At 67.7% G+C, this 17989-nt stretch carries 16 protein-coding genes and 1 riboswitch; of the genes, 9 read left to right on the top strand and 7 right to left on the bottom strand.

Translation table 11 applies throughout. The features are described 5' to 3' along the window. Window positions 1-3 precede the first annotated feature (3 nt). Window positions 4-381: a winged helix-turn-helix transcriptional regulator gene (locus ACIG5A_RS18640; RefSeq protein WP_397241441.1), complete on the top strand. Its 378-nt coding sequence runs from the start codon at window positions 4-6 to the stop codon at window positions 379-381. Window positions 382-420: 39 nt separating this feature from the next. Here the strand turns inward: ACIG5A_RS18640 and ACIG5A_RS18645 are convergent, their stop codons facing one another. Beyond that, window positions 421-1368, bottom strand: coding sequence for an oxygenase MpaB family protein (locus ACIG5A_RS18645; protein ID WP_397241442.1), 948 nt, complete (start codon window positions 1366-1368; stop codon window positions 421-423). 182 nt (window positions 1369-1550) lie between these two features. Between ACIG5A_RS18645 and ACIG5A_RS18650 the strand changes: the two genes are divergently transcribed. Next, entirely contained in the window at window positions 1551-2219 is a 669-nt protein-coding gene (locus ACIG5A_RS18650) for a TetR/AcrR family transcriptional regulator (protein ID WP_397241443.1), read from the top strand. Between the two features lie 4 nt (window positions 2220-2223). Here the strand turns inward: ACIG5A_RS18650 and ACIG5A_RS18655 are convergent, their stop codons facing one another. The 3 genes from ACIG5A_RS18655 to ACIG5A_RS18665 form a co-directional block, all read right to left on the bottom strand. Then, the gene (locus ACIG5A_RS18655; RefSeq protein WP_397241864.1) at window positions 2224-3333 is read right to left on the bottom strand and encodes a homoserine O-acetyltransferase; all 1110 of its coding nucleotides are present in this window, start codon (window positions 3331-3333) and stop codon (window positions 2224-2226) included. A 115-nt stretch (window positions 3334-3448) separates the two neighbouring features. Then, window positions 3449-4777 carry a bifunctional o-acetylhomoserine/o-acetylserine sulfhydrylase gene (locus tag ACIG5A_RS18660; protein WP_397241444.1) on the bottom strand — a complete coding sequence of 443 codons (1329 nt, stop codon included), beginning with the start codon at window positions 4775-4777 and terminating at the stop codon, window positions 3449-3451. Window positions 4778-4860: 83 nt separating this feature from the next. Then, window positions 4861-4971: riboswitch (SAM riboswitch) on the bottom strand. 47 nt (window positions 4972-5018) lie between these two features. Next, the gene (locus ACIG5A_RS18665) at window positions 5019-5798 is read right to left on the bottom strand and encodes a TetR/AcrR family transcriptional regulator (RefSeq protein WP_397241445.1); all 780 of its coding nucleotides are present in this window, start codon (window positions 5796-5798) and stop codon (window positions 5019-5021) included. 132 nt (window positions 5799-5930) lie between these two features. On the opposite strand from ACIG5A_RS18665, the gene ACIG5A_RS18670 reads away from it, so the two are divergent. Both ACIG5A_RS18670 and ACIG5A_RS18675 read left to right on the top strand, forming a co-directional pair. After that, window positions 5931-7427 carry an MFS transporter gene (locus ACIG5A_RS18670; protein WP_397241446.1) on the top strand — a complete coding sequence of 499 codons (1497 nt, stop codon included), beginning with the start codon at window positions 5931-5933 and terminating at the stop codon, window positions 7425-7427. Between the two features lie 303 nt (window positions 7428-7730). Then, window positions 7731-8948, top strand: coding sequence for an NADP-dependent isocitrate dehydrogenase (locus ACIG5A_RS18675; protein ID WP_397241447.1), 1218 nt, complete (start codon window positions 7731-7733; stop codon window positions 8946-8948). A 259-nt stretch (window positions 8949-9207) separates the two neighbouring features. Here ACIG5A_RS18675 and ACIG5A_RS18680 read toward each other — a convergent pair whose 3' ends face one another. Further along, complete coding sequence (locus ACIG5A_RS18680) at window positions 9208-10548, bottom strand: FAD-binding protein (protein WP_397241448.1); 1341 nt, start codon at window positions 10546-10548, stop codon at window positions 9208-9210. 314 nt (window positions 10549-10862) lie between these two features. Here ACIG5A_RS18680 and ACIG5A_RS18685 point away from each other — a divergent pair, with 314 nt between their 5' ends. Then, entirely contained in the window at window positions 10863-11072 is a 210-nt protein-coding gene (locus ACIG5A_RS18685) for a hypothetical protein (protein WP_397241449.1), read from the top strand. 267 nt (window positions 11073-11339) lie between these two features. After that, window positions 11340-12509: an MFS transporter gene (locus ACIG5A_RS18690; protein ID WP_397241866.1), complete on the top strand. Its 1170-nt coding sequence runs from the start codon at window positions 11340-11342 to the stop codon at window positions 12507-12509. Here ACIG5A_RS18690 and ACIG5A_RS18695 read toward each other — a convergent pair. Next, complete coding sequence (locus tag ACIG5A_RS18695; RefSeq protein ID WP_397241450.1) at window positions 12483-13064, bottom strand: TetR/AcrR family transcriptional regulator; 582 nt, start codon at window positions 13062-13064, stop codon at window positions 12483-12485. The genes ACIG5A_RS18690 and ACIG5A_RS18695 overlap by 27 nt on opposite strands. 93 nt (window positions 13065-13157) lie before the next feature. On the opposite strand from ACIG5A_RS18695, the gene ACIG5A_RS18700 reads away from it, so the two are divergent. The 3 genes from ACIG5A_RS18700 to ACIG5A_RS18710 all read left to right on the top strand — a co-directional run bounded on the left by ACIG5A_RS18700 (window position 13158) and on the right by ACIG5A_RS18710 (window position 15686). Beyond that, window positions 13158-14375 carry an alpha/beta hydrolase family protein gene (locus ACIG5A_RS18700; RefSeq protein WP_397241451.1) on the top strand — a complete coding sequence of 406 codons (1218 nt, stop codon included), beginning with the start codon at window positions 13158-13160 and terminating at the stop codon, window positions 14373-14375. 34 nt (window positions 14376-14409) lie between these two features. After that, the gene (locus ACIG5A_RS18705) at window positions 14410-14967 is read left to right on the top strand and encodes a TIGR03086 family metal-binding protein (protein ID WP_397241452.1); all 558 of its coding nucleotides are present in this window, start codon (window positions 14410-14412) and stop codon (window positions 14965-14967) included. A gap of 74 nt (window positions 14968-15041) precedes the next feature. Further along, window positions 15042-15686, top strand: coding sequence for a TetR/AcrR family transcriptional regulator (locus tag ACIG5A_RS18710; RefSeq protein WP_397241453.1), 645 nt, complete (start codon window positions 15042-15044; stop codon window positions 15684-15686). A 288-nt stretch (window positions 15687-15974) separates the two neighbouring features. Here the strand turns inward: ACIG5A_RS18710 and ACIG5A_RS18715 are convergent, their stop codons facing one another. Beyond that, entirely contained in the window at window positions 15975-17624 is a 1650-nt protein-coding gene (locus ACIG5A_RS18715; RefSeq protein WP_397241454.1) for a purine-cytosine permease family protein, read from the bottom strand. Window positions 17625-17989 lie beyond the last annotated feature (365 nt).

Consider the following 17989-nt stretch of genomic DNA (forward strand, 5'->3'; position numbering starts at 1 on the left):
ATCGTGCGTACGCTGATCGAGGGTTCGGGGCTGCCCGCCGACGTCTATTCGGCCAAATGTCCTACGCGGCAAGTGCTCGACCGGATCGCGGGGAAGTGGACGGTGCTGATCGTCGACGCGCTCGCGGACGGCACCATGCGCTACACCGACCTGCAGCGCCGGATCGAAGGCGTATCGCAGAAGATGCTCACGCAAACCCTGCGCGAGCTGGAGACGGACGGATTCCTCACGCGCACAGTGCATCCCACCGTCCCGCCGCGCGTCGAATACGCACTCACCGACCTCGGCCGCAGTCTGCGCACCCCGATCGCGGCCCTGCGCGACTGGATCGAAACCAACATCAACGAGATCGAAGCCGCCAGGCGGGCCGCCGCGATCTGACGGTGTCACCCCGCGGGACACCGCCGGATCGGTTGTCGCTCAGCCGACTTCGGCCACCGCGCGCCTGCCCATGGTCCCGTACAGGCTGCGGGCCTCGGACGGGGTGACGGTCTTTAGTTCCGTCGGCGGCTGCGCGTTCAGATGTTCCTTCAGGATCTGCCCCGCCATCGGCGCGATGAACGGCGCCGCGGTGAGCAGGCCGAACGAGTTGAACCGGGAGAATCCCCAGACCAGCACCTTGGCGGGCAGCTTGATCGCCAGATCGACGATGCCGGGGCGATCGAACCGCCCGAGCTTGCGCATCCACTTCGGCAGCGTGGCCACCGAGGCCAGCGAAAGCAGCCTGCTCCCAATGGCATACGAGATCCCGGCGCCGTTGCGATAGGAGGTCCACAGCAGGTGGTGCATGCCCTCCTCGGCGCGCTCCGAGGTGCACAGCCGCGGCCGCACCTTCGCGAAATAGGCGCGCACTTCCTCGCGCGAGCGCGGTACGTCGTCCGGGTTGCAGGTCTGCAGTTCGGCGGCGATCGCGCATTCGTCCCAGTAGCGCGCCTCCTCCGCCGGGCTGAGCGGGCCGGGGCCGAACACCTCGTAGGCCTTGAGTACCGAATGCCAGCCGGTGATGTGGATCCACAGCTGGGTCTCCGGACTGTTCGCGCTGTAGCGGTTTCCGCTGATCGGCTCGATGCCCGTCATCGGCGCGTGCACCTTCATCAGGTGCTCGGCGGCCTGGATGGCGGTGCGGCCGTCCGCGATCGCGGCGATCAGGAAGTAGGAGAAGGTGTGGTCGAGGCGCTTGCGCGGGTCGCTGTAGATGCCGCGCGAATCGGCGACGGCGGCGGTCAGGAACGGGTCGAAGTGCTCGAGGACGACCGCGCGCTGGAACCCGATCACCGCGGTCGGCGCGGTCCAGATCTTCCAGCTGGGGGAGTCGGGACCGAAGAACCCGTAATCGTCCCGGCGGAGAGTGGTCGGATCGAAGGCCATCTACGTGCTCCTTTGCAGTGCGCGACCGGACTATCGGCGGCGAATACAACGCAACCGTAGCAATTGGATGCATTGAATACAACGGGTGCGTAAGATTTGTGTCTGTACTGATTCTGCGGCAACGGCCCGATTCCCAGCGGCGGCCGCGCCTGCCAGGATGGATCGATGGAGGTGACACGGCAGTGACCACAGCGCACACCGCGGCGGATCGGCCGCGCAGGCGCTACGCGCCACGCCTGCCTCCCGAGCAGCGCCGCGCCCAGCTACTCGACGCCGCGTTCGCGGTACTGAGCCGAGTGGAGTTGCACGAGCTGAGCATGGAAGCGGTGGCGCAGCAGGCCGGTGTCGGAAAACCGGTGCTCTACACCGTATTCAAGACGCGTGCCGAGCTGGTGGCCGCGCTGCTGGAGCGCGAGCGCGAGCGCGGGCTCGAACAGGTCGCCGACACCTTGCCGACCGATCTCGTCGGCGCCGATCCGGTGGTCGCCGCCTCGGCCACGGTCGAGGCGTTCGTCGGTGTGGCACTGGAGAATCCGACGCGCTGGCGGCTGATCCTGGCCGGTCCCGGCAACGCACCGGACGAATACCGTGAGGCGGTGCGGAATTCGCGGGCGGGCATTTTCGATCAGGCCGAGGCGCTGGTCCGGATGGGGCTCGCGTTCGAACCGCGGTGGGTGACCGTGGATTCCGGCCTGCTCACCAACTCGCTGCTGACCATCGCCGAGATGCTCGGCAGGCTCGCGGTCAGCGACCCCGGCGAGTATCCCCGCGCGCGCATCGAAGGCTTCGTGCAGGCCATAGTCGGGCTGCTCGTCAGTTCTCAGTCGACTGGAAAATCTGGCGGCAACTGATCTTTCAGCCGCGGGCGAGCTTGGCCATGCGCATGGTCTCGACCAGCAGCTTCGACACCGCGGCGGCCTCGGTCAGGAAGCCGTCGTGGCCGTCGCGGGAGTGCACGACCTCTAGCCCGTCGCAGCCGGGCAGGCCATCGGCCAATTCCTGTTGCGTCCGTAGCGGATACAGCCGGTCGGAATCGACGCCGCCGACCACGCACGGTACCGGCGTCGCGGCGAGCGCGGCCGCGACACCACCGCGCCCACGGCCGACATCGTGCCGGTTCATCGCCTCCGACAACAGCACATAGGTCGCGGGATCGAAACGGTTGCACAGCTTTTCGGCCTGGTGATCCAGGTAGCTCTGCACCGCGTAGCGGCCGCCGCGCCACGGATCCTCGTCGGCCTGCGCGCTGTTCTCGAAGCGGTGGTCGAGTTCGGCTTCGGTGCGGTAGGTCAGGTGCGCGATGCGCCTGGCCAGGCCCATACCGGTCATCGGTGCGCGGCCGGAATCGTGGTAATCGCCGCCCTGCCAGTCCGGATCGGCTTTGATGGCGGCGATCTGGGTGGTCTGGGTGCCGATCTGATCGGCGGTGGCGCGCGCGCCGACCGCGAGCACCAGCGCGGCGCCGACGCGCTCGGGCGTGCCGACCATCCACTCCAGTACCCGCATGCCGCCCATCGACCCGCCGACGACGGCGGCGAGCCGCCCGATGCCGAGCAGGTCGAGCAGCACCGCCTCCGCGGTCACCTGGTCGCGGATGGAGATCTCCGGAAACCGTGCGCCCCATGGCTTTCCGTCCGGGGCCAGCGATGTTGGGCCGGTGCTGCCCTGACAGCCGCCGAGCACGTTCGTCGCGATGACACACCACTCGTCGGTGTCCAGCGGTGCGCCGGGACCGACCATGCCGTCCCACCAGCCCGGCAGCGCGTGGATGTCGTCAGGGCGGCCGGTGACGTGTGAATCGCCGGTGAGCGCGTGCTCGACGAGCACCACATTGTCCAGCGCGGGGGACAGCTCGCCCCAGCGCTGCACGGCCAGGTGCACGTCCGGAATGACGGCGCCGCTCTCCAGCCGGACCGACCCGATCGGGATGATGCCGAGCCGCCCGTCCGGGGGTGGCAGCGCCACCCCGGACGACCGGAAAGTGCTCGGTTGGGTATCCACGGTCACGCCTCCGCCTCGCTGGCGCTCGGCTCCGTCGCGCCCGGGGGTGCTGTGTCTTCGGTTCGCTCGCTGCGCGCGCTCATGATGCCGCCGCCGTGAAGCCGGCCCGCAGATCGGCCAGGATGTCGGCGATCCCCTCGATGCCCACCGCGAGCCGGACCAGCCCAGGCGTGACGCCCGCGGCGAGCTGCTCCGCCGGCGTCAGCTGCGAGTGCGTGGTCGATGCCGGGTGGATCACCAGGGAACGCACATCCCCGATGTTAGCTACGTGGCTGTGCAGGGCTAACGCGTCCACGAATTTCTTGCCCGCGTCGACACCGCCGCGCAGTTCGAACGCGACGATCGCGCCCGCGCCCTTCGGCGCGAGTTGCCTGGCGCGGTCGTACCAGGGCGAATCCGGCAGGCCCGCGTAGTACACCGCGTCGACCGAGGGATGCGTCGACAGGAACTCGGCCACCGCCTGCGCGTTGGCCACGTGCCGCTCGATGCGCAGGCTCAGTGTCTCGATGCCCTGGCTGATCAGGAACGCGTTGAACGGCGAGATCGCCGCGCCGAGATCGCGCAGCAGCTGCACGCGCGCCTTGAGCGCGAAGGCGGGCGCGCCGAGATCGGCGAACACCGCGCCGTGGTAGCTGGGATCCGGGGTGGTGAAGCCGGGGTAGCGCGGCTCGCCGTTCGCGTCGCGCACGGTCCAGTCGAAGGCGCCGCCGTCGACGATCACGCCGGCCACCGCGGCGCCGTGGCCGCCGAGGTACTTGGTCGCCGAATGCACAACGATGTCGGCGCCGTGCGCCAGCGGCTGGATCAGATACGGCGTCGCGACGGTGTTGTCGACGATCAGCGGCAGCCCGGCCGCGTGCGCGACACCGGAGATGCCGGGAATGTCGAGCACCGCGCTGCTCGGGTTGGCGATGGTCTCGCCGTAGAACGCCTTGGTGTTCGGGCGGACGGCGGCCTGCCACTGCGCCAGATCGTCCGGGTCGTCCACGAAGGAGACCTCGATGCCGAGCTTGGGCAGCGAGTAGTGGAAGAGGTTGTAGGTGCCGCCGTAGAGATGCGGGCTCGACACGATGTGATCGCCCGCCGAGGCCAGGTTCAGGATCGCGTAGGTCTCCGCGGCCTGCCCGGAGGCGAGCAGCAGCGCCGCGACGCCACCCTCCAGCGCGGCGATGCGCTGCTCGACCACGTCCTGAGTGGGGTTCATGATCCGGGTGTAGATATTGCCCGGCTCGGCCAGCCCGAACAGCGCGGCCGCGTGATCGGTGTCCCGGAACGCGTAGGACGTCGTCTGGTAGATCGGCAGTGCGCGGGCGCCGGTGCTCTCGTCCGGTGTCTGGCCCGCGTGGATCTGCTTGGTCTCGAAGGACCAGAGCGCGGGGTCGAACGCGGGCGCGATGGGGTCACTCATGTCTCAACTCCAACTGATGTGTGCGCAGGAAGGTCTGTTATCGAGGTGTGTGTGGACAACAACACATTTCGACGAACCTCCTGACAGCGCGCTTGCTCCCGACCATCGGGAGCCCGGTCATCACCCGGAGCACCCCACCGCAGCTGGAGGGTTGCCGACCAGCGAGCCGGGGCTTCGCGCTGGCACTCATGACCTGACGCACATGGTAACCGGCGGCGGCGCGACGATCGAAATCTGTCCGCTATTTCACGAACGCGTCGACGGGTCGTGCCCCGCCACAGCTACGCACGAACTCGTCGTAGGCGGTCGTGAGCGCGGAACGAGCGGCCTCGGCCGCATTGGGCAGATCGGTGGCGATCACCGCGTCGACGGAGCACTCCATGCCGAGCTGGCCGATCAGCTGCCAGGTGGACAGGACCATCCGCACCGACATCGCGTCGCGCGCGACGCCGAGCCGTTCGGCGAGTACGTCGGTGAGCGCCGCGTTCTTGGATTCGACGAATTCGTGCTGCCGCGCGGCCACCGACGGTGTGGCGCGCATGATCCGCTGCAGCTGCTGGAACTGCCGGAACGGCACCGGACCCTCGCCGAGCGCGGCCCGATCGACCACCTGTAGGAAGGCCTCGCAGAGCGACTCCAGCTGGTTGTCGCGCGGCGGTAGCCCGCGCAGCGCCTCGGCGACCTCGCGGCCGAAGTCGAAGACCGGCCCGAGGATGATGTCCTCTTTCGTCTCGAAGTACCGGTTGATGGTGCGCGCGGAGATATCGGCCGCGTTGGCGATCTGCTCGAGTGTCGTCGCGTCGAAGCCGTGCGCGGCGCAGAGATCGAGTGCCACCTCGATGATCCGCGTGCGGGTCTGCTGCTTCTTGCGTTCACGCAGGCCGAGCTGTGCGGGCTGGTCGCCGACCGGGCCGATGGGTTGCTTTCGATTTGCTGCTGGCTGGTCGGCGGCGGTGTTCTCGGCGCTCGCGGTCGGGTCCGCGATGACGCTCTCGCCGGTCTGCGCTGGTGACTCGAGCATGCGCACAGCCTATCGCAACCGGCCGTTCTTCTGTCCGTAACCGTCAAATGTCTGAGGCTGACATTTTGCTCTTGACGACAAATGTCGCCAAATGACAGTATGGCTCGGTAAGTGAGAGATGAGGAGACGAAGGTGGCGGAGACCGCACCGGTGGGGGCAGTTCCGGGGAAGCAAGACAGCAGGGCGCGCTGGTTCGCCCTGGGGGTCATCGCATTGGCCCAGCTCATGGTGGTGCTCGACGCCACCATCGTGACCATTTCGCTGCCGTTCGCGCAGCACGACCTCGACATCAGCGACAGCAACAAGCAGTGGATGCTCACCGCGTACACGCTGATCTTCGGCGGCCTGCTGCTGCTCGGCGGCCGCCTCGCCGACTACGTCGGCAGGCGCAAGATCTTCATCGTCGGTCTCGTCGGCTTCGCGGCGGCGTCCGCGCTGGCCGGCTTGGCGCAGAACGGCATCGAGATGTTCGCCGGGCGTGCGCTGCAGGGCGCGTTCGCGGCGTTGCTCGCGCCTGCGGCGCTGTCGCTGCTCTCGGTGACCTTCACCGAGCCCGGTGAGCGCGCGAAGGCGTTCGGTGTGTTCGCGGGCATCTCCGCGGGCGGCGCGGCGCTCGGCTTGATCGCCGGTGGCGCGCTCACCGAATACGCCTCGTGGCGCTGGTGCCTGCTGGTGAACACCCCGATCGCGCTGCTCGCCCTGATCGGTGCGCTGGCGTGGGTGGTGAAGGATGTGCCCGCTCCGCGGACCGGCGGTTACGACGTGCCTGGCGCGGTCACCGTGACGCTCGGCCTGATCGCGATCGTGTTCGGCTTCACCCGCGCCGCGGAGGACGGCTGGCTGGCCGGCAGTACCCTCGGCCTGCTCGTCGTCGGTGTCGCGCTGCTCGCCGCCTTCGTGTCGATCGAACGGCGTTCGGCGAATCCGCTGCTGCCACTGCACATTCCGGGTGAGATCAACCGTGGCGGCGCCTTCCTCGCCGCGCTGCTCGTGCCCATCGCCATGTTCGCGATGTTCCTGTTCCTGAGCTACTACTTCCAGGTCACGCTCGGATACTCGTCGATGAAGGCGGGCCTCGCCTTCCTGCCGTTCCCGGCGGGCATCGCGATCTCCGCGGGCATCACCAGCGCGCTGCTGCCCAAGTTCGGCCCGCGGCCGCTGATGGTCGTCGGCGCCGTGCTCGGCGTGGCAGGCCTGCTGTTCCTCGCCCAGCTCGGCTACGGCGACAGCTACGCGGCGAGCGTGCTGCCCGCCCAGGTGCTGATCGCGCTCGGCATGGGCCCGCTGTTCGTCGGCATGCAGACGGTGGCGCTGCACCAGGTCGAGGAGGAGGACTCGGGCGTGGCCAGCGCGCTGCTCAACGCGGCGCAGCAGGTGGGCGGCGCGGTCGGCACCGCGCTGCTGACCACGATCTCGGTGCAGGCCGCCAAGTCCTACGCCGAGGGTCACGCGACGATCGACAACCTGATCGCCCGCGCCTCGATCCACAGCTACGACGTGGCGTTCTACGTCGGCGCCGGATTCTTCCTCGCCGCCGTGCCGGTGATCGCGTTCATGATCCGGGACAAGCCGTCGAGCTTGATCGAGGGCGCCGAGGACGGGGCGCGCCCGATCCACGTCGGAGTCTGACGACAGTACGGTACGAGGTCCGCATCACTTGTGATGCGGACCTCGTCTTTTACCAGCGGGTTATGGGAGTCTTGGTTGTCGTCTCGATGACGGCGCGGCGAGTACTCGCTGCTTACTTGCGAGTAACTCGGGCTCCCCGCGCGAGGAGATCGTTAGCAGCAGTACGCTTGTCTTGTTTGCACCACATGCCTCGCCGACAACGCGTGGCATATACGTTGTCTGTTGGAACAGCTGGGGTCCGCTCACAAGCGTGTTCGCCTGGCCGTGCAATGAGGGCACCATCCTAGGAGGACACGAAGATCCATGTCCAAGATCAAGGTTGAAGGCACCGTCGTCGAACTCGACGGCGACGAGATGACCCGGATCATCTGGCAGTTCATCAAGGACAAGCTGATCCATCCGTATCTCGACGTGAACCTCGAGTACTACGACCTCGGCATCGAGTACCGGGACAAGACAGACGACCAGGTCACCATCGACGCGGCCAACGCCATCAAGAAGTACGGCGTCGGCGTGAAATGCGCCACCATCACCCCGGACGAGGCCCGGGTCGAGGAATTCGGCCTGAAGAAGATGTGGCGTTCGCCCAACGGCACGATCCGCAACATCCTCGGCGGCACCATCTTCCGCGCGCCGATCATCATCTCCAACGTGCCGCGCCTGGTGCCCGGCTGGACCAAGCCGATCATCATCGGCCGCCACGCCTTCGGTGACCAGTACCGCGCCACCGATTTCAAGGTGTACCAGGCCGGAACGGTCACCGTCACCTTCACCCCGGAGGACGGCAGCGAGCCGATCCAGCACGAGGTCGTGAAGATGCCGGAGGACGGCGGCGTCGTCATGGGCATGTACAACTTCCGCGATTCGATCATCGATTTCGCGCGCGCGTCGTTCAACTACGGCCTGCAGCAGAACTACCCGGTGTACCTCTCCACGAAGAACACCATCCTGAAGGCCTACGACGGCATGTTCAAGGACACCTTCCAGGAGATCTTCGACGCCGAGTTCAAGACCCAGTTCGACGCGGCGGGCCTGACCTACGAGCACCGCCTGATCGACGACATGGTCGCCTCCTCCATGAAGTGGGAGGGCGGCTACGTCTGGGCCTGCAAGAACTACGACGGCGACGTGCAGTCCGACACCGTGGCGCAGGGCTTCGGCTCGCTCGGCCTGATGACCTCGGTGCTGCTCACCCCGGACGGCCGTACCTGTGAGGCGGAGGCCGCGCACGGCACCGTCACCCGGCACTACCGTCAGCACCAGCAGGGCAAGCCGACCTCGACCAACCCGATCGCGTCGATCTTCGCCTGGACGCGCGGGCTCGAGCACCGCGGCAAGCTGGACAACACCCCCGAGGTGATCGGCTTCGCGCAGGCACTCGAGGATGTCGTCATCAAGACCGTCGAAGGCGGCCAGATGACCAAGGACCTGGCGCTGCTCGTCGGCGGCGATCAGGGCTACCTGTCCACCGAGGAATTCCTCGGCGCGCTCGACGCGAACCTGGCTCGCGCGCTGCGCTGAGCCACTGGGGCGAGCTGAAACGCTCGACCCGATCCCGGCGCTGGGACCGAACCCAGCGCCGGGCGACACTGAACGGGCACCCGCGCCACCGATCCGGTGGGACGGGTGCCCGAGCTGTATCCGCAGCACCCCGCACGACTCTCGCCACGGATGTTTCGCGTTGCCGCGCGTGGATCGCACCGGCCGTCACAGATCGCCGCGAAAACGGGTGCGCGGCGGCGGAATCGGTGCGCGGGAGGTCACGCCGCGCGGGGCGTGGTTACCAGAGGGCGGGGGAGGAGCGGAAGCGGTCGACGGGGTCGGTGACGGCGCGGATGCGGCGCAGGCGGTCGAGGTTTTCGGCGAAGTAGCGGCGGGGGGTGTAGCCGGGCTCGAGGTAGTTGACGTAGCCGCCGACCGAGTGGGCGCCGAGGCGATCGTGGGCGGTGGTGATCCAGTGGGCCGCTTCGCCGGGATCGTTCGGCTCGGCGACGAACCACTGCATGACCGCGGTGTGTTTGCGCCAGGGGAAGGCCGTGTCGCCGATCGGGATGTCCTGCACCGCGCCGTCCAGTGGATCGAGGATCACGCCGCCGCTCAGCCCGGAACGCGAACGGTCCCCGAGTGTTTCGGCGACGGCCGCGGCGACCTCGATGGAAAGCTCGGGCACCACATCGGAACCCGCGACGAAGACGGTGCGCGGTGGGTCGGTGTCGCCCGCGAGGAACCGCACCGCGTCGAGGTGCTGGAATGTGCGGCGGTTCGTGGTCAGCGGTACCGCGCCGGTGGCGGCGGCGAGCGTCGTGGTCGCGGGATCGCCCTTGCCCGCCGGGCAGACGAGCAGCACCCGGCAGGTGACGCCGCCCGCGCCGTTCGCGCCGAGCACGATATTGGCCCAGGTGTCCCGGTCGGTGGTGCGTAGCCAATCGGCCCATCCGGTGAGCACACGGGCCACCGCAGCACCGGGAAAGGTGAGCTGCACAATGTCTTTGGTGATCGCCGGGCACGTCCGGTAGGTGAGCGAGGTGACGACGCCGACCTGTCCGCCGCCACCGCCGCGTAGCGCCCAGAACAGATCCGGCTGATTCGTCGCCGAGACCTCGACCAGTTTTCTGTCGGCGAGGACGAGCCTTGCCCGCTCCAGTCGATCGCAAGACAGTCCGTACCTGCGTGATTCGACGCCGACACCGCCGCCGAGGGTCAGTCCGGTGGACACCGTCGCGCAACTGCCCAGCGGCAGCGTCTGCCCGGATTCCGCGAGCCGCTGGTGGACCGCGTACAGCGAAGCACCACCCCCGACCACCGCCGAACCCGATGACCCGCTGCCGGTTTCGTAGCGGACGTCGTTCAGCCCGCGCATATCGATGACCAGCGTCGAATCGGCCGCGGACGCGCCGACATAGGAGTGCCCGCCACTTCGTACCGTGACGGTGAGACCGTGCGCACCGGCGAAGTCCACTGCCGCTTGCACATCCTGCTCGCTCGTCACCTGTACGACCGCGACCGGCGCGGCTGCGTCGAACCGAGTATCGAAGAGCTGCTTGGCCGTTGCGAAGCCGCCCTCGCCGGGCAATACAACACGCCCGCGCACTGCGGCGCGCAGACCATCCCAATCTCCCACGGGGACAGGATCTCCCGGCGCTGCCATGGCGTGGCCGGCGAGCACGCCCGATCCGGAGCCGACCACCGCGGCCGCTCCCACCCCGAGGGCGCCGCGCAGGAATGCGGCGCGTGACAGTTGATTTCCGATGACCGGAGCCTATTTTCGCCCGCCTGGCAATCGCTTACAACGAGCTTATCGTCCGCGGTCGACCTCCGCACCGGCTCTCGATGGGGAAGTGAAGGGTGCGTGTAACAAGCCGTCCCCGGTGGTCGACTATCCAGTGGGCCCGTTCTGCAAGACCCGAAAAGCATTGTCAGAAAGGCATATTCACAATGAAGCTGGTCTCCCGCCTCACCGTCGGCGCGCTCGTGTTCGGTGCCGTGTTACTGCCGCTCGCGCCCGCGCAGGCCGAGGTCGTCTCGCGGCCCACCGCCGCGTCCGCGACCGAGGTGGCCGATGGCACCGGCTCGTCCGCGCAGTCGATCGTGTGCACGATCCTGAAGCTCGTGATGATGAACCAGGGCCCGGCGAACTGTCAGTAGCACCTACCGGTCAGGCGTGCGGTCGCACAGCGGATGTGCGACCGCGCCGAAGTCCGGGCGAGAACCGGCGGGTGCTCCGGTTCGCCCGAATTGCGTGAATTAGGCCGCTGACCTGCACGATTTCTTAACGGCATGGTGTCCGAACTCACGTTTGCTCGGGAAGCGAAACCTCCCATCGGCCGGTTTCATAAATATGTGACCAGTCCCGTAGCCACTCTTGATCCCGCACGCCCTGAGGCCGAGCGGACGGATTGGCATATCCCCGCCATGCTCGCGCTCGCGCTCGGCGGGTTCGGGATCGGTACCACCGAATTCGTCACCATGGGTTTGCTGCCGGATATCGCGCACGCCGTGGGAGTGTCCGAGCCGACCGCGGGACACGCGGTGTCGGCCTACGCGCTCGGTGTGGTGATCGGCGCTCCGCTGATCGCCGCGCTGTGCGCGCGGGTGCCGCGCAAGAAACTGCTCGTGCTACTGATGGTGGCGTTCACCGTGGGTAACGCGCTCTCGGTTGTCGCGCCCTCGTTCGAAACGCTGGTGCTCGCCCGGTTCGTCTCCGGGCTGCCGCACGGCGCGTACTTCGGTGTCGCCTCGCTGGCGGCCGCCACGCTCGCGCCGGTGGGGCAGCGGGCGAAAGCGGTTGCTGCGGTTATGCTGGGCCTGAGCGCCGCCAACGTCGTCGGCGTTCCCGCCGCGACCTGGCTCGGCCAGCACCTCGGCTGGCGCAATGCCTTCGTGGTCGTCGCGGTGATCGGCGTCGCGACGGTGGCCGCGCTCATTCGCTTCGTGCCGGAACTCACCGGCATCAAGACGACCAACCCGATGACCGAACTCGGTGCCCTGCGGCGCCCGCAGGTGCTGCTGACCCTGCTGGTCGGCGCGATCGGCTTCGGCGGCATGTTCGCCGTCTACACCTACATCACCACCACCCTCACCGATGTGGCGGGCATGAAGGCAGGCCTGGTCCCGCTGGTGCTCGCGCTGTTCGGTGTCGGCATGGTGGTCGGCAATATCGTCGGCGGCGTGCTCGCCGACCGCGGCGTCGACCGCTCGATCTTCGTGTCGATGATCGCGATGGCCGTCATCCTCGCCGGTTTCGTTGCGGCCGCGCACAATCCGTATACCGCCGCGCTCGGCGCGTTCCTGGTCGGCGCGGCGGGCGCCTCGCTTGCTCCCGGTTTGCAGACGCGGCTGATGGATGTCGCCGCCGACGCGCAAACCCTCGCCGCCGCGCTCAACCATGCCGCGCTGAACATCGCGAACGCCGCGGGCGCCTGGCTCGGTGGCCTGGTCATCGCCGCCGGTCTCGGCTACACGGCCCCCGCCACGGTGGGTGCGGGGCTCGCGGTGGTCGGCGTGGTGCTGTTCGCCATCACGGTCTGGACCGCACGCGCGGCCACCCGCCGCAGCTCACTCGTTCGCACCGGCCTGCAATAGCCGGTCGACGAGCGTCTCGGCGTAGTCGGTGGTGAGCGAACCGATGCCGAACAGGACCCGGATGTACATGGGCGCCAGGATGAAGTCCACCACCTCGATGACCTCGGGCGCCTGCTCGCCGCGTGCGCGGGCCCGATCGAGCATGCGCTGCAGCTGGTTCGCCCGTTCGGCGAGGAACTGGTCGCGGGCGCGCATGCCCGCCGTTCCGGTGTCGAGCAGCGCGAGGATCGTGCGCAGCAGCGCCAATCCGTTGGGGCCGCTGACATCTCGCGCCGCCTGGACGGCGTAGGCCCGTAGGTCGCCGTCGAGGCTGCCGGTGTCCGGTATCGATGACTCGGTGCTGAGCCGGTCGACCGCCACCTCCATGGCCAGCGCCTCGAGATTGCCCCATCGCCGATAGATGCTGGTGTCGGCCACCCCGGCCCGCGCCGCGACCTCGCCGACGGTGAAGTTGCCGTACCCGCGTTCGGCGACCAGTTCGGTGACCGCCTGGTGCACCGTCGCGCGCACTCGGGCACTGCGCCCACCTGGGCGGGTACGGGGTTCTTCTGTCATGTCCCCACTTTAACGCAGCTGACACTTGCGTTTGCAGTCGGTTGCGCCTAATCTCGTTTTAACGCCGCTACGAACTGCGTTTAGGAGCAGGGCATGGAACCGATCTTCTTCCCCAACGACCACTCGTTCTGGTACGAGACACTGCGCTCGTTCGGTCATATCGCTTACGGCGGAGCCGATTTCGGCGAGATCGTGGTGACCGTGCAGCGGATCACCGAGGGTGACTACGACAGCTGGCACGACGAATGGCTGGCCACCGCCGACCTGGTCGCCGCCGAGGCGCGCAAGTCGCTGGCGGGTGGTCACCGGGTGAGCGCCAGGGACGGTTTCCTGCGCGCGTCGAACTACTACCGGTCCGCGGAGTTCTTCCTGCACGGCAACCCCGCCGACCCGCGCATCACCCATGCCTACGACGCCTCGGTCGCCTGCTTCGCCGCGGCGGCCGAACTATCGGATCCGATGATCGAGCCGGTGCGGATCCCGTACGAGGGCACCACCTTGCCCGGCTACTTCTACCGCGCCGACGCCTCGGGCGCGCCGAGGCCGACCCTGGTGATGCACAACGGATTCGACGGCACCGCGGAGGAGATGCACTTCTTCGGCGCGGCCGCAGCCATCGAACGCGGCTACAACGTGCTCACCTTCGACGGCCCCGGCCAGCCGGGGACGCGGCACCACCACGGCCTCACCTTCCGTCCGGACTGGGAGCACGTGGTCGGCCCGGTGCTCGACTTCGTCATCGAGCGTCCCGAGGTGGACGCCGACCGGATCGCGCTGCTCGGCGTCAGCATGGGCGGTGTGCTCGCCCCGCGTGCCGCGGCCTTCGATCAGCGCGTCGCCGCCCTCATCGCCGTCGATGGGGTCTACGACCTCGGTGCTATCGCCGGGGCGGCTGTTCCCGGCGACCGCGCCGAGGTCGTGCGCAGGCTGCGTGCTCCCGAGGATGCCGAGATCGACGCCGCTCTCGCCGGTGCGATGGCCGCCAATCCGGTGATGCGCTGGGCGTTTTCGCACGGCATGTACGTCATGGGGGTCGATACGCCACGTGCGTTCGCCGCCTCCTACCTCGATTACCACGTGCGTGAGGGCATCGCGGAAAAGATCAGCTGCCCCACCCTGGTCTGCGCCGGTGCCGCCGACGGCTTCTTCGCGGGGCAACCCGAACAGCTCTACGCGCACCTGACCTGCTCGAAGACGCTGCTGGAGTTCGGCCCCGAGCTCGGTGGCGACGCGCACTGCCAATCCGGCGCGGCGCGGTTGGCGTTCGCCCGCATCTGCGACTGGCTCGACGACATCCTCCTCCCGAACTGATTCCGCAGGCGATCACCATCTTTGGAGTAAGACGATGACCACCATCGACCGCATCGATCGAGCCATCACCATGACCGCGGCCGTTGTCGGCGCCATCACCGCCGAACAGCTCGACACCCCATCGCCCTGCGAAAACTGGGACCTGCGAACGGAACTCAATCACCTGGTCGGCGGGATGCGGATCTTCGCCGCGCAGCTGTGCGGCGAAGATCCCGGCGCCGAGCACGAATCGGATTGGCTCGGCACGGATCCGCACGGGGCCTACACCGCCGCGGCGGAGCTCGACCGTGCCGCATGGCGCCGCCCCGACGTCCTCGAAACCGCGGTGCGGCTCGGCTTCGGCACGGTGCCCGGCCCTTTCGCCGCGGTCATCCATCTCACCGAGCTCGTCGTGCACGGTGTCGATCTCGCGATCGCCACGGGCCGTGACGATCTGGTCGATCAGCGGTTGTGCGCGGAACTGCTGTCGATGATGCGCGACGTGGACTTCGACAGCTTTCGCCGGCCCGGCATGTTCGGTCCCGAACTGGCGGCGCCGCTCGACGCGCCACCGCACCGGCAGCTGTTCGCCTACGCGGGCCGGAAACCCTGACCACGCCCTCCGGGCCGGGGGACGCGCCGGAGCGCATCAACATACAGGACTGTATGTAAGCGTAGAATCGCCGGATGGCACGGATCGAGGTCGCGAAACAGCAGCGCCGCACCCAGGAGCAGCGCAGCACCGAGATGCGCACGCGGCTGCTCGACGCGACCATCGACTGCCTGGTCGAATACGGCTACGCGGGCACGACGACACCGCGGGTCGCCGAGCGGGCCGGGGTCACCCGCGGCGCGCAGGTGCATCACTTCGGCTCCAAGACCGACCTGGTGGTGGCCGCCATCAGCCATCTGGCGCAGCTGCGCGCGGAGACCGCGATGCGGGAGATGGCCAAGGTGCAGACCGGCGACGATCCGGTCGGCGCCGCCCTGGACTTCCTGTGGGAGCTACATCAGGGGCCGCTGTTCATCGCGACGGCGGAGCTGTGGGTGGCCGGGCGCACCGATCCGGTGCTCGCCTCGGCGATGGAGAAGGTGGAGCCGTTCGTCAACAACGCGGTGCTGATGGCGGTCGCCCGGTTCGTGCCGGATGAGATGCGGCGCAAGGAAGCTCGCGATTTCATCTACACCGCGATGGACGCACTGCGCGGCATTCTGGTCTCGAACTTCATCGATCCGGACACCGAGCGGGCGCATCGGCGCTGGCGGCGGGCGTCGGCGCATCTGCGCGGTATCGCCGAGGCCGCGCTGCCCGGCATGCGGATCATCGAATAGTCGCGGTGTTCGCCGGTGCCGAGGATTAGCATGTGCCGGTCACCAACGCCGGTGACCGGCAGAGCATGACGCCGAGGGAACTGAGAGAAGAGATTTGATCATGAACCTGCATGCTTCGACGCGCGATGAGAACGGATGCGACTGCGATCCGAGCTGCCAGTGCGGCTGCCAGTCGGGTGGGCCCTGTCAGTGCGGCGGCGACGAATAAGCGCCGTGGACCGTTAGAGACGGGCCGATAGATACGACAGCGGCCGCCGGGCGATTCGCCCGGCGGCCGCTGTCGGCTGTTTACTGCCTGGGCAGCAGGTGCACCCCGTGCTTGTCCGTGGACAGCGCCAGTGAGCTGATGTACTGGATCTCGCCCGCCGGGCCGGGTACCGCCGAGGCGATCATGTCCGGGCGCTCGAACTCGATCCCGGTGACGTGGCAGGTCAGCGTCTCGCCCGACGGGTTGCCGTGCTCGTCGAACATCGGCAGGTCGATGCCGTCGTCGGCGCGGCGCAGGTAGTACTTGCCCTTGGTGGCGATCGCGGTCAGCGGTGTCGCGACGAAGGAGACGACCACCGCCACGATCGGCGAGTACGGCTTCAGCAGCTCACCGAACAGGCCGAAGAACGTCATGATCGACAGCAGCGCCGAGAGCCCGAAGCCGACCAGCCCGACCGGGTTGAAGTCGTAGAGCATGCCGCGCCGGAACTCCGGGGTCTTCGGCGAGATCTTCAGCAGGTACTTGTTCACCGCGATATCCGTTGCCACGGTGACGATCCAGGCGATGCCGCAGTTGGCGTAGAAGCCGAGGATGTTGTTGAGGAAGTCGAACATGTTGGCTTCCATCAGGATCAGCGCGATCACCAGGTTCACCGCGAGGAAGACCAGCCGGCCCGGGTAGGTCTTGGTGACCCGGGTGTAGGAGTTGGTCCAGGCCAGCGAGCCGGAGTAGGCATTGGTCACGTTGATCTTGATCTGGCTGATCACCACGAGCACGACGGCCAGCGTCATGGCCAGCCAGCCCGGCACCATATCGCGGTAGATCTCCAGGAATTGATGGACCGGCTGGTTCGCGATGCCCTGCGCGGCAGGCAGATTCGCGATCAGGTACACCGCGAGGAACAGCCCGACCACCTGCTTGGCCGCGCCGAACAGCACCCAGCCCGGACCGGCGAGCAGCATCCAGCCCCACCACTTGCGCGCGTTCTCCGGCGTGCGCGGCGGCATGAAACGCAGATAGTCGATCTGCTCGGCGATCTGCGCGATCAGCGACAGGCATACGCCTGCGGCCAGCAGCGTGCCGGAAACGCTGACACCGGAACCGTTCTCGCCACCGTAGGCGAAGAACGAGGACACCGAATCCGGGTGGCGCACCAGCAGGAAGCCGAACGGCAGCACCATCAGCAGCAGCCACAGCGGCGTCGTCCACACCTGCAGCTTGGACAGCGTGTTCATGCCGTAGATGACCAGCGGGAAGATGATCAGCGTCGAGGCCAGATAGCCGAGCCACAGCGGCACGCCGAGGCCGAGTTTCAGGCCCTGGGCCATGATCGACCCCTCGAGCGCGAAGAAGATGAAGGTGAACGACGCGAACACCACGTTGGTGACGATCGACCCGTAGTAGCCGAATCCGCTACCGCGCGTGATCAAGTCGAGGTCGATGTTGTAGCGCGCGGCGTAGTAGGCGAGCGGAAAGCCGGTGAGCATCACGACGATCGCGAAGATGCCGATGCCGAGCAACGCGTTTCCGGTGCCGTGCGCGATGCCGATGTTCGCGCCGATCGCGAAGTCGGCCAGGTAGGCGATGCCGCCTAGGGCCGAGATGCCGACCACGGCCGGGGTCCACTTGCGGTAGCTGCGCGGTGCGAAGCGCAGGGTGTAGTCCTCCAGGGTTTCCTTCGCCGCCGCGATCCCGTCGGAATCCGACGGCCGGGTATCGACTTCGACCACGTTCTTCTCCTCAACCCCACCAGGTAAAACAACAACCCTTAGAAGTTCGCCCACGGTTGTGGTCGGGGAATTTCCCGGCTATTACGTCGCTGTTACGTCCGCTCGGAACGTGAGGGGGGTCACAGGGATCGGCGGCGATGCCGCTCGCGCGGTCGGCGGCTTCGTGGCGGCGAGGCGGTCTACCAGCGTCAACTGGCTGCACATACACATCCAGCTGTATGTGGCGACCACATCGCAACGGCCTCGGCATTGATCAATGGAGGCGGGGCCCCTGGGTGAATCTCTTGCGCAGTTACATACAGCTCTGTATGTTTGTTTGCAGTTCGATCCGACGGATCGTCCACCGTCGTTCGTCCCGGGGGCGG

Source organism: Nocardia sp. NPDC052566 (genome assembly GCF_044547285.1).
In the GTDB taxonomy this organism is placed as follows: domain Bacteria; phylum Actinomycetota; class Actinomycetes; order Mycobacteriales; family Mycobacteriaceae; genus Nocardia.

Coding starts and splice junctions, on each gene's coding strand:
- ACIG5A_RS18645 (WP_397241442.1), bottom strand. CDS start 1,368: ATGGCCTTCGATCCGACCACTCTCCGCCGGGACGATTACGGGTTCTTC.
- ACIG5A_RS18660 (WP_397241444.1), bottom strand. CDS start 4,777: ATGAGTGACCCCATCGCGCCCGCGTTCGACCCCGCGCTCTGGTCCTTC.
- ACIG5A_RS18665 (WP_397241445.1), bottom strand. CDS start 5,798: ATGCTCGAGTCACCAGCGCAGACCGGCGAGAGCGTCATCGCGGACCCG.
- ACIG5A_RS18675 (WP_397241447.1), top strand. CDS start 7,731: ATGTCCAAGATCAAGGTTGAAGGCACCGTCGTCGAACTCGACGGCGAC.
- ACIG5A_RS18685 (WP_397241449.1), top strand. CDS start 10,863: ATGAAGCTGGTCTCCCGCCTCACCGTCGGCGCGCTCGTGTTCGGTGCC.
- ACIG5A_RS18690 (WP_397241866.1), top strand. CDS start 11,340: ATGCTCGCGCTCGCGCTCGGCGGGTTCGGGATCGGTACCACCGAATTC.
- ACIG5A_RS18695 (WP_397241450.1), bottom strand. CDS start 13,064: ATGACAGAAGAACCCCGTACCCGCCCAGGTGGGCGCAGTGCCCGAGTG.
- ACIG5A_RS18700 (WP_397241451.1), top strand. CDS start 13,158: ATGGAACCGATCTTCTTCCCCAACGACCACTCGTTCTGGTACGAGACA.
- ACIG5A_RS18705 (WP_397241452.1), top strand. CDS start 14,410: ATGACCACCATCGACCGCATCGATCGAGCCATCACCATGACCGCGGCC.
- ACIG5A_RS18710 (WP_397241453.1), top strand. CDS start 15,042: ATGGCACGGATCGAGGTCGCGAAACAGCAGCGCCGCACCCAGGAGCAG.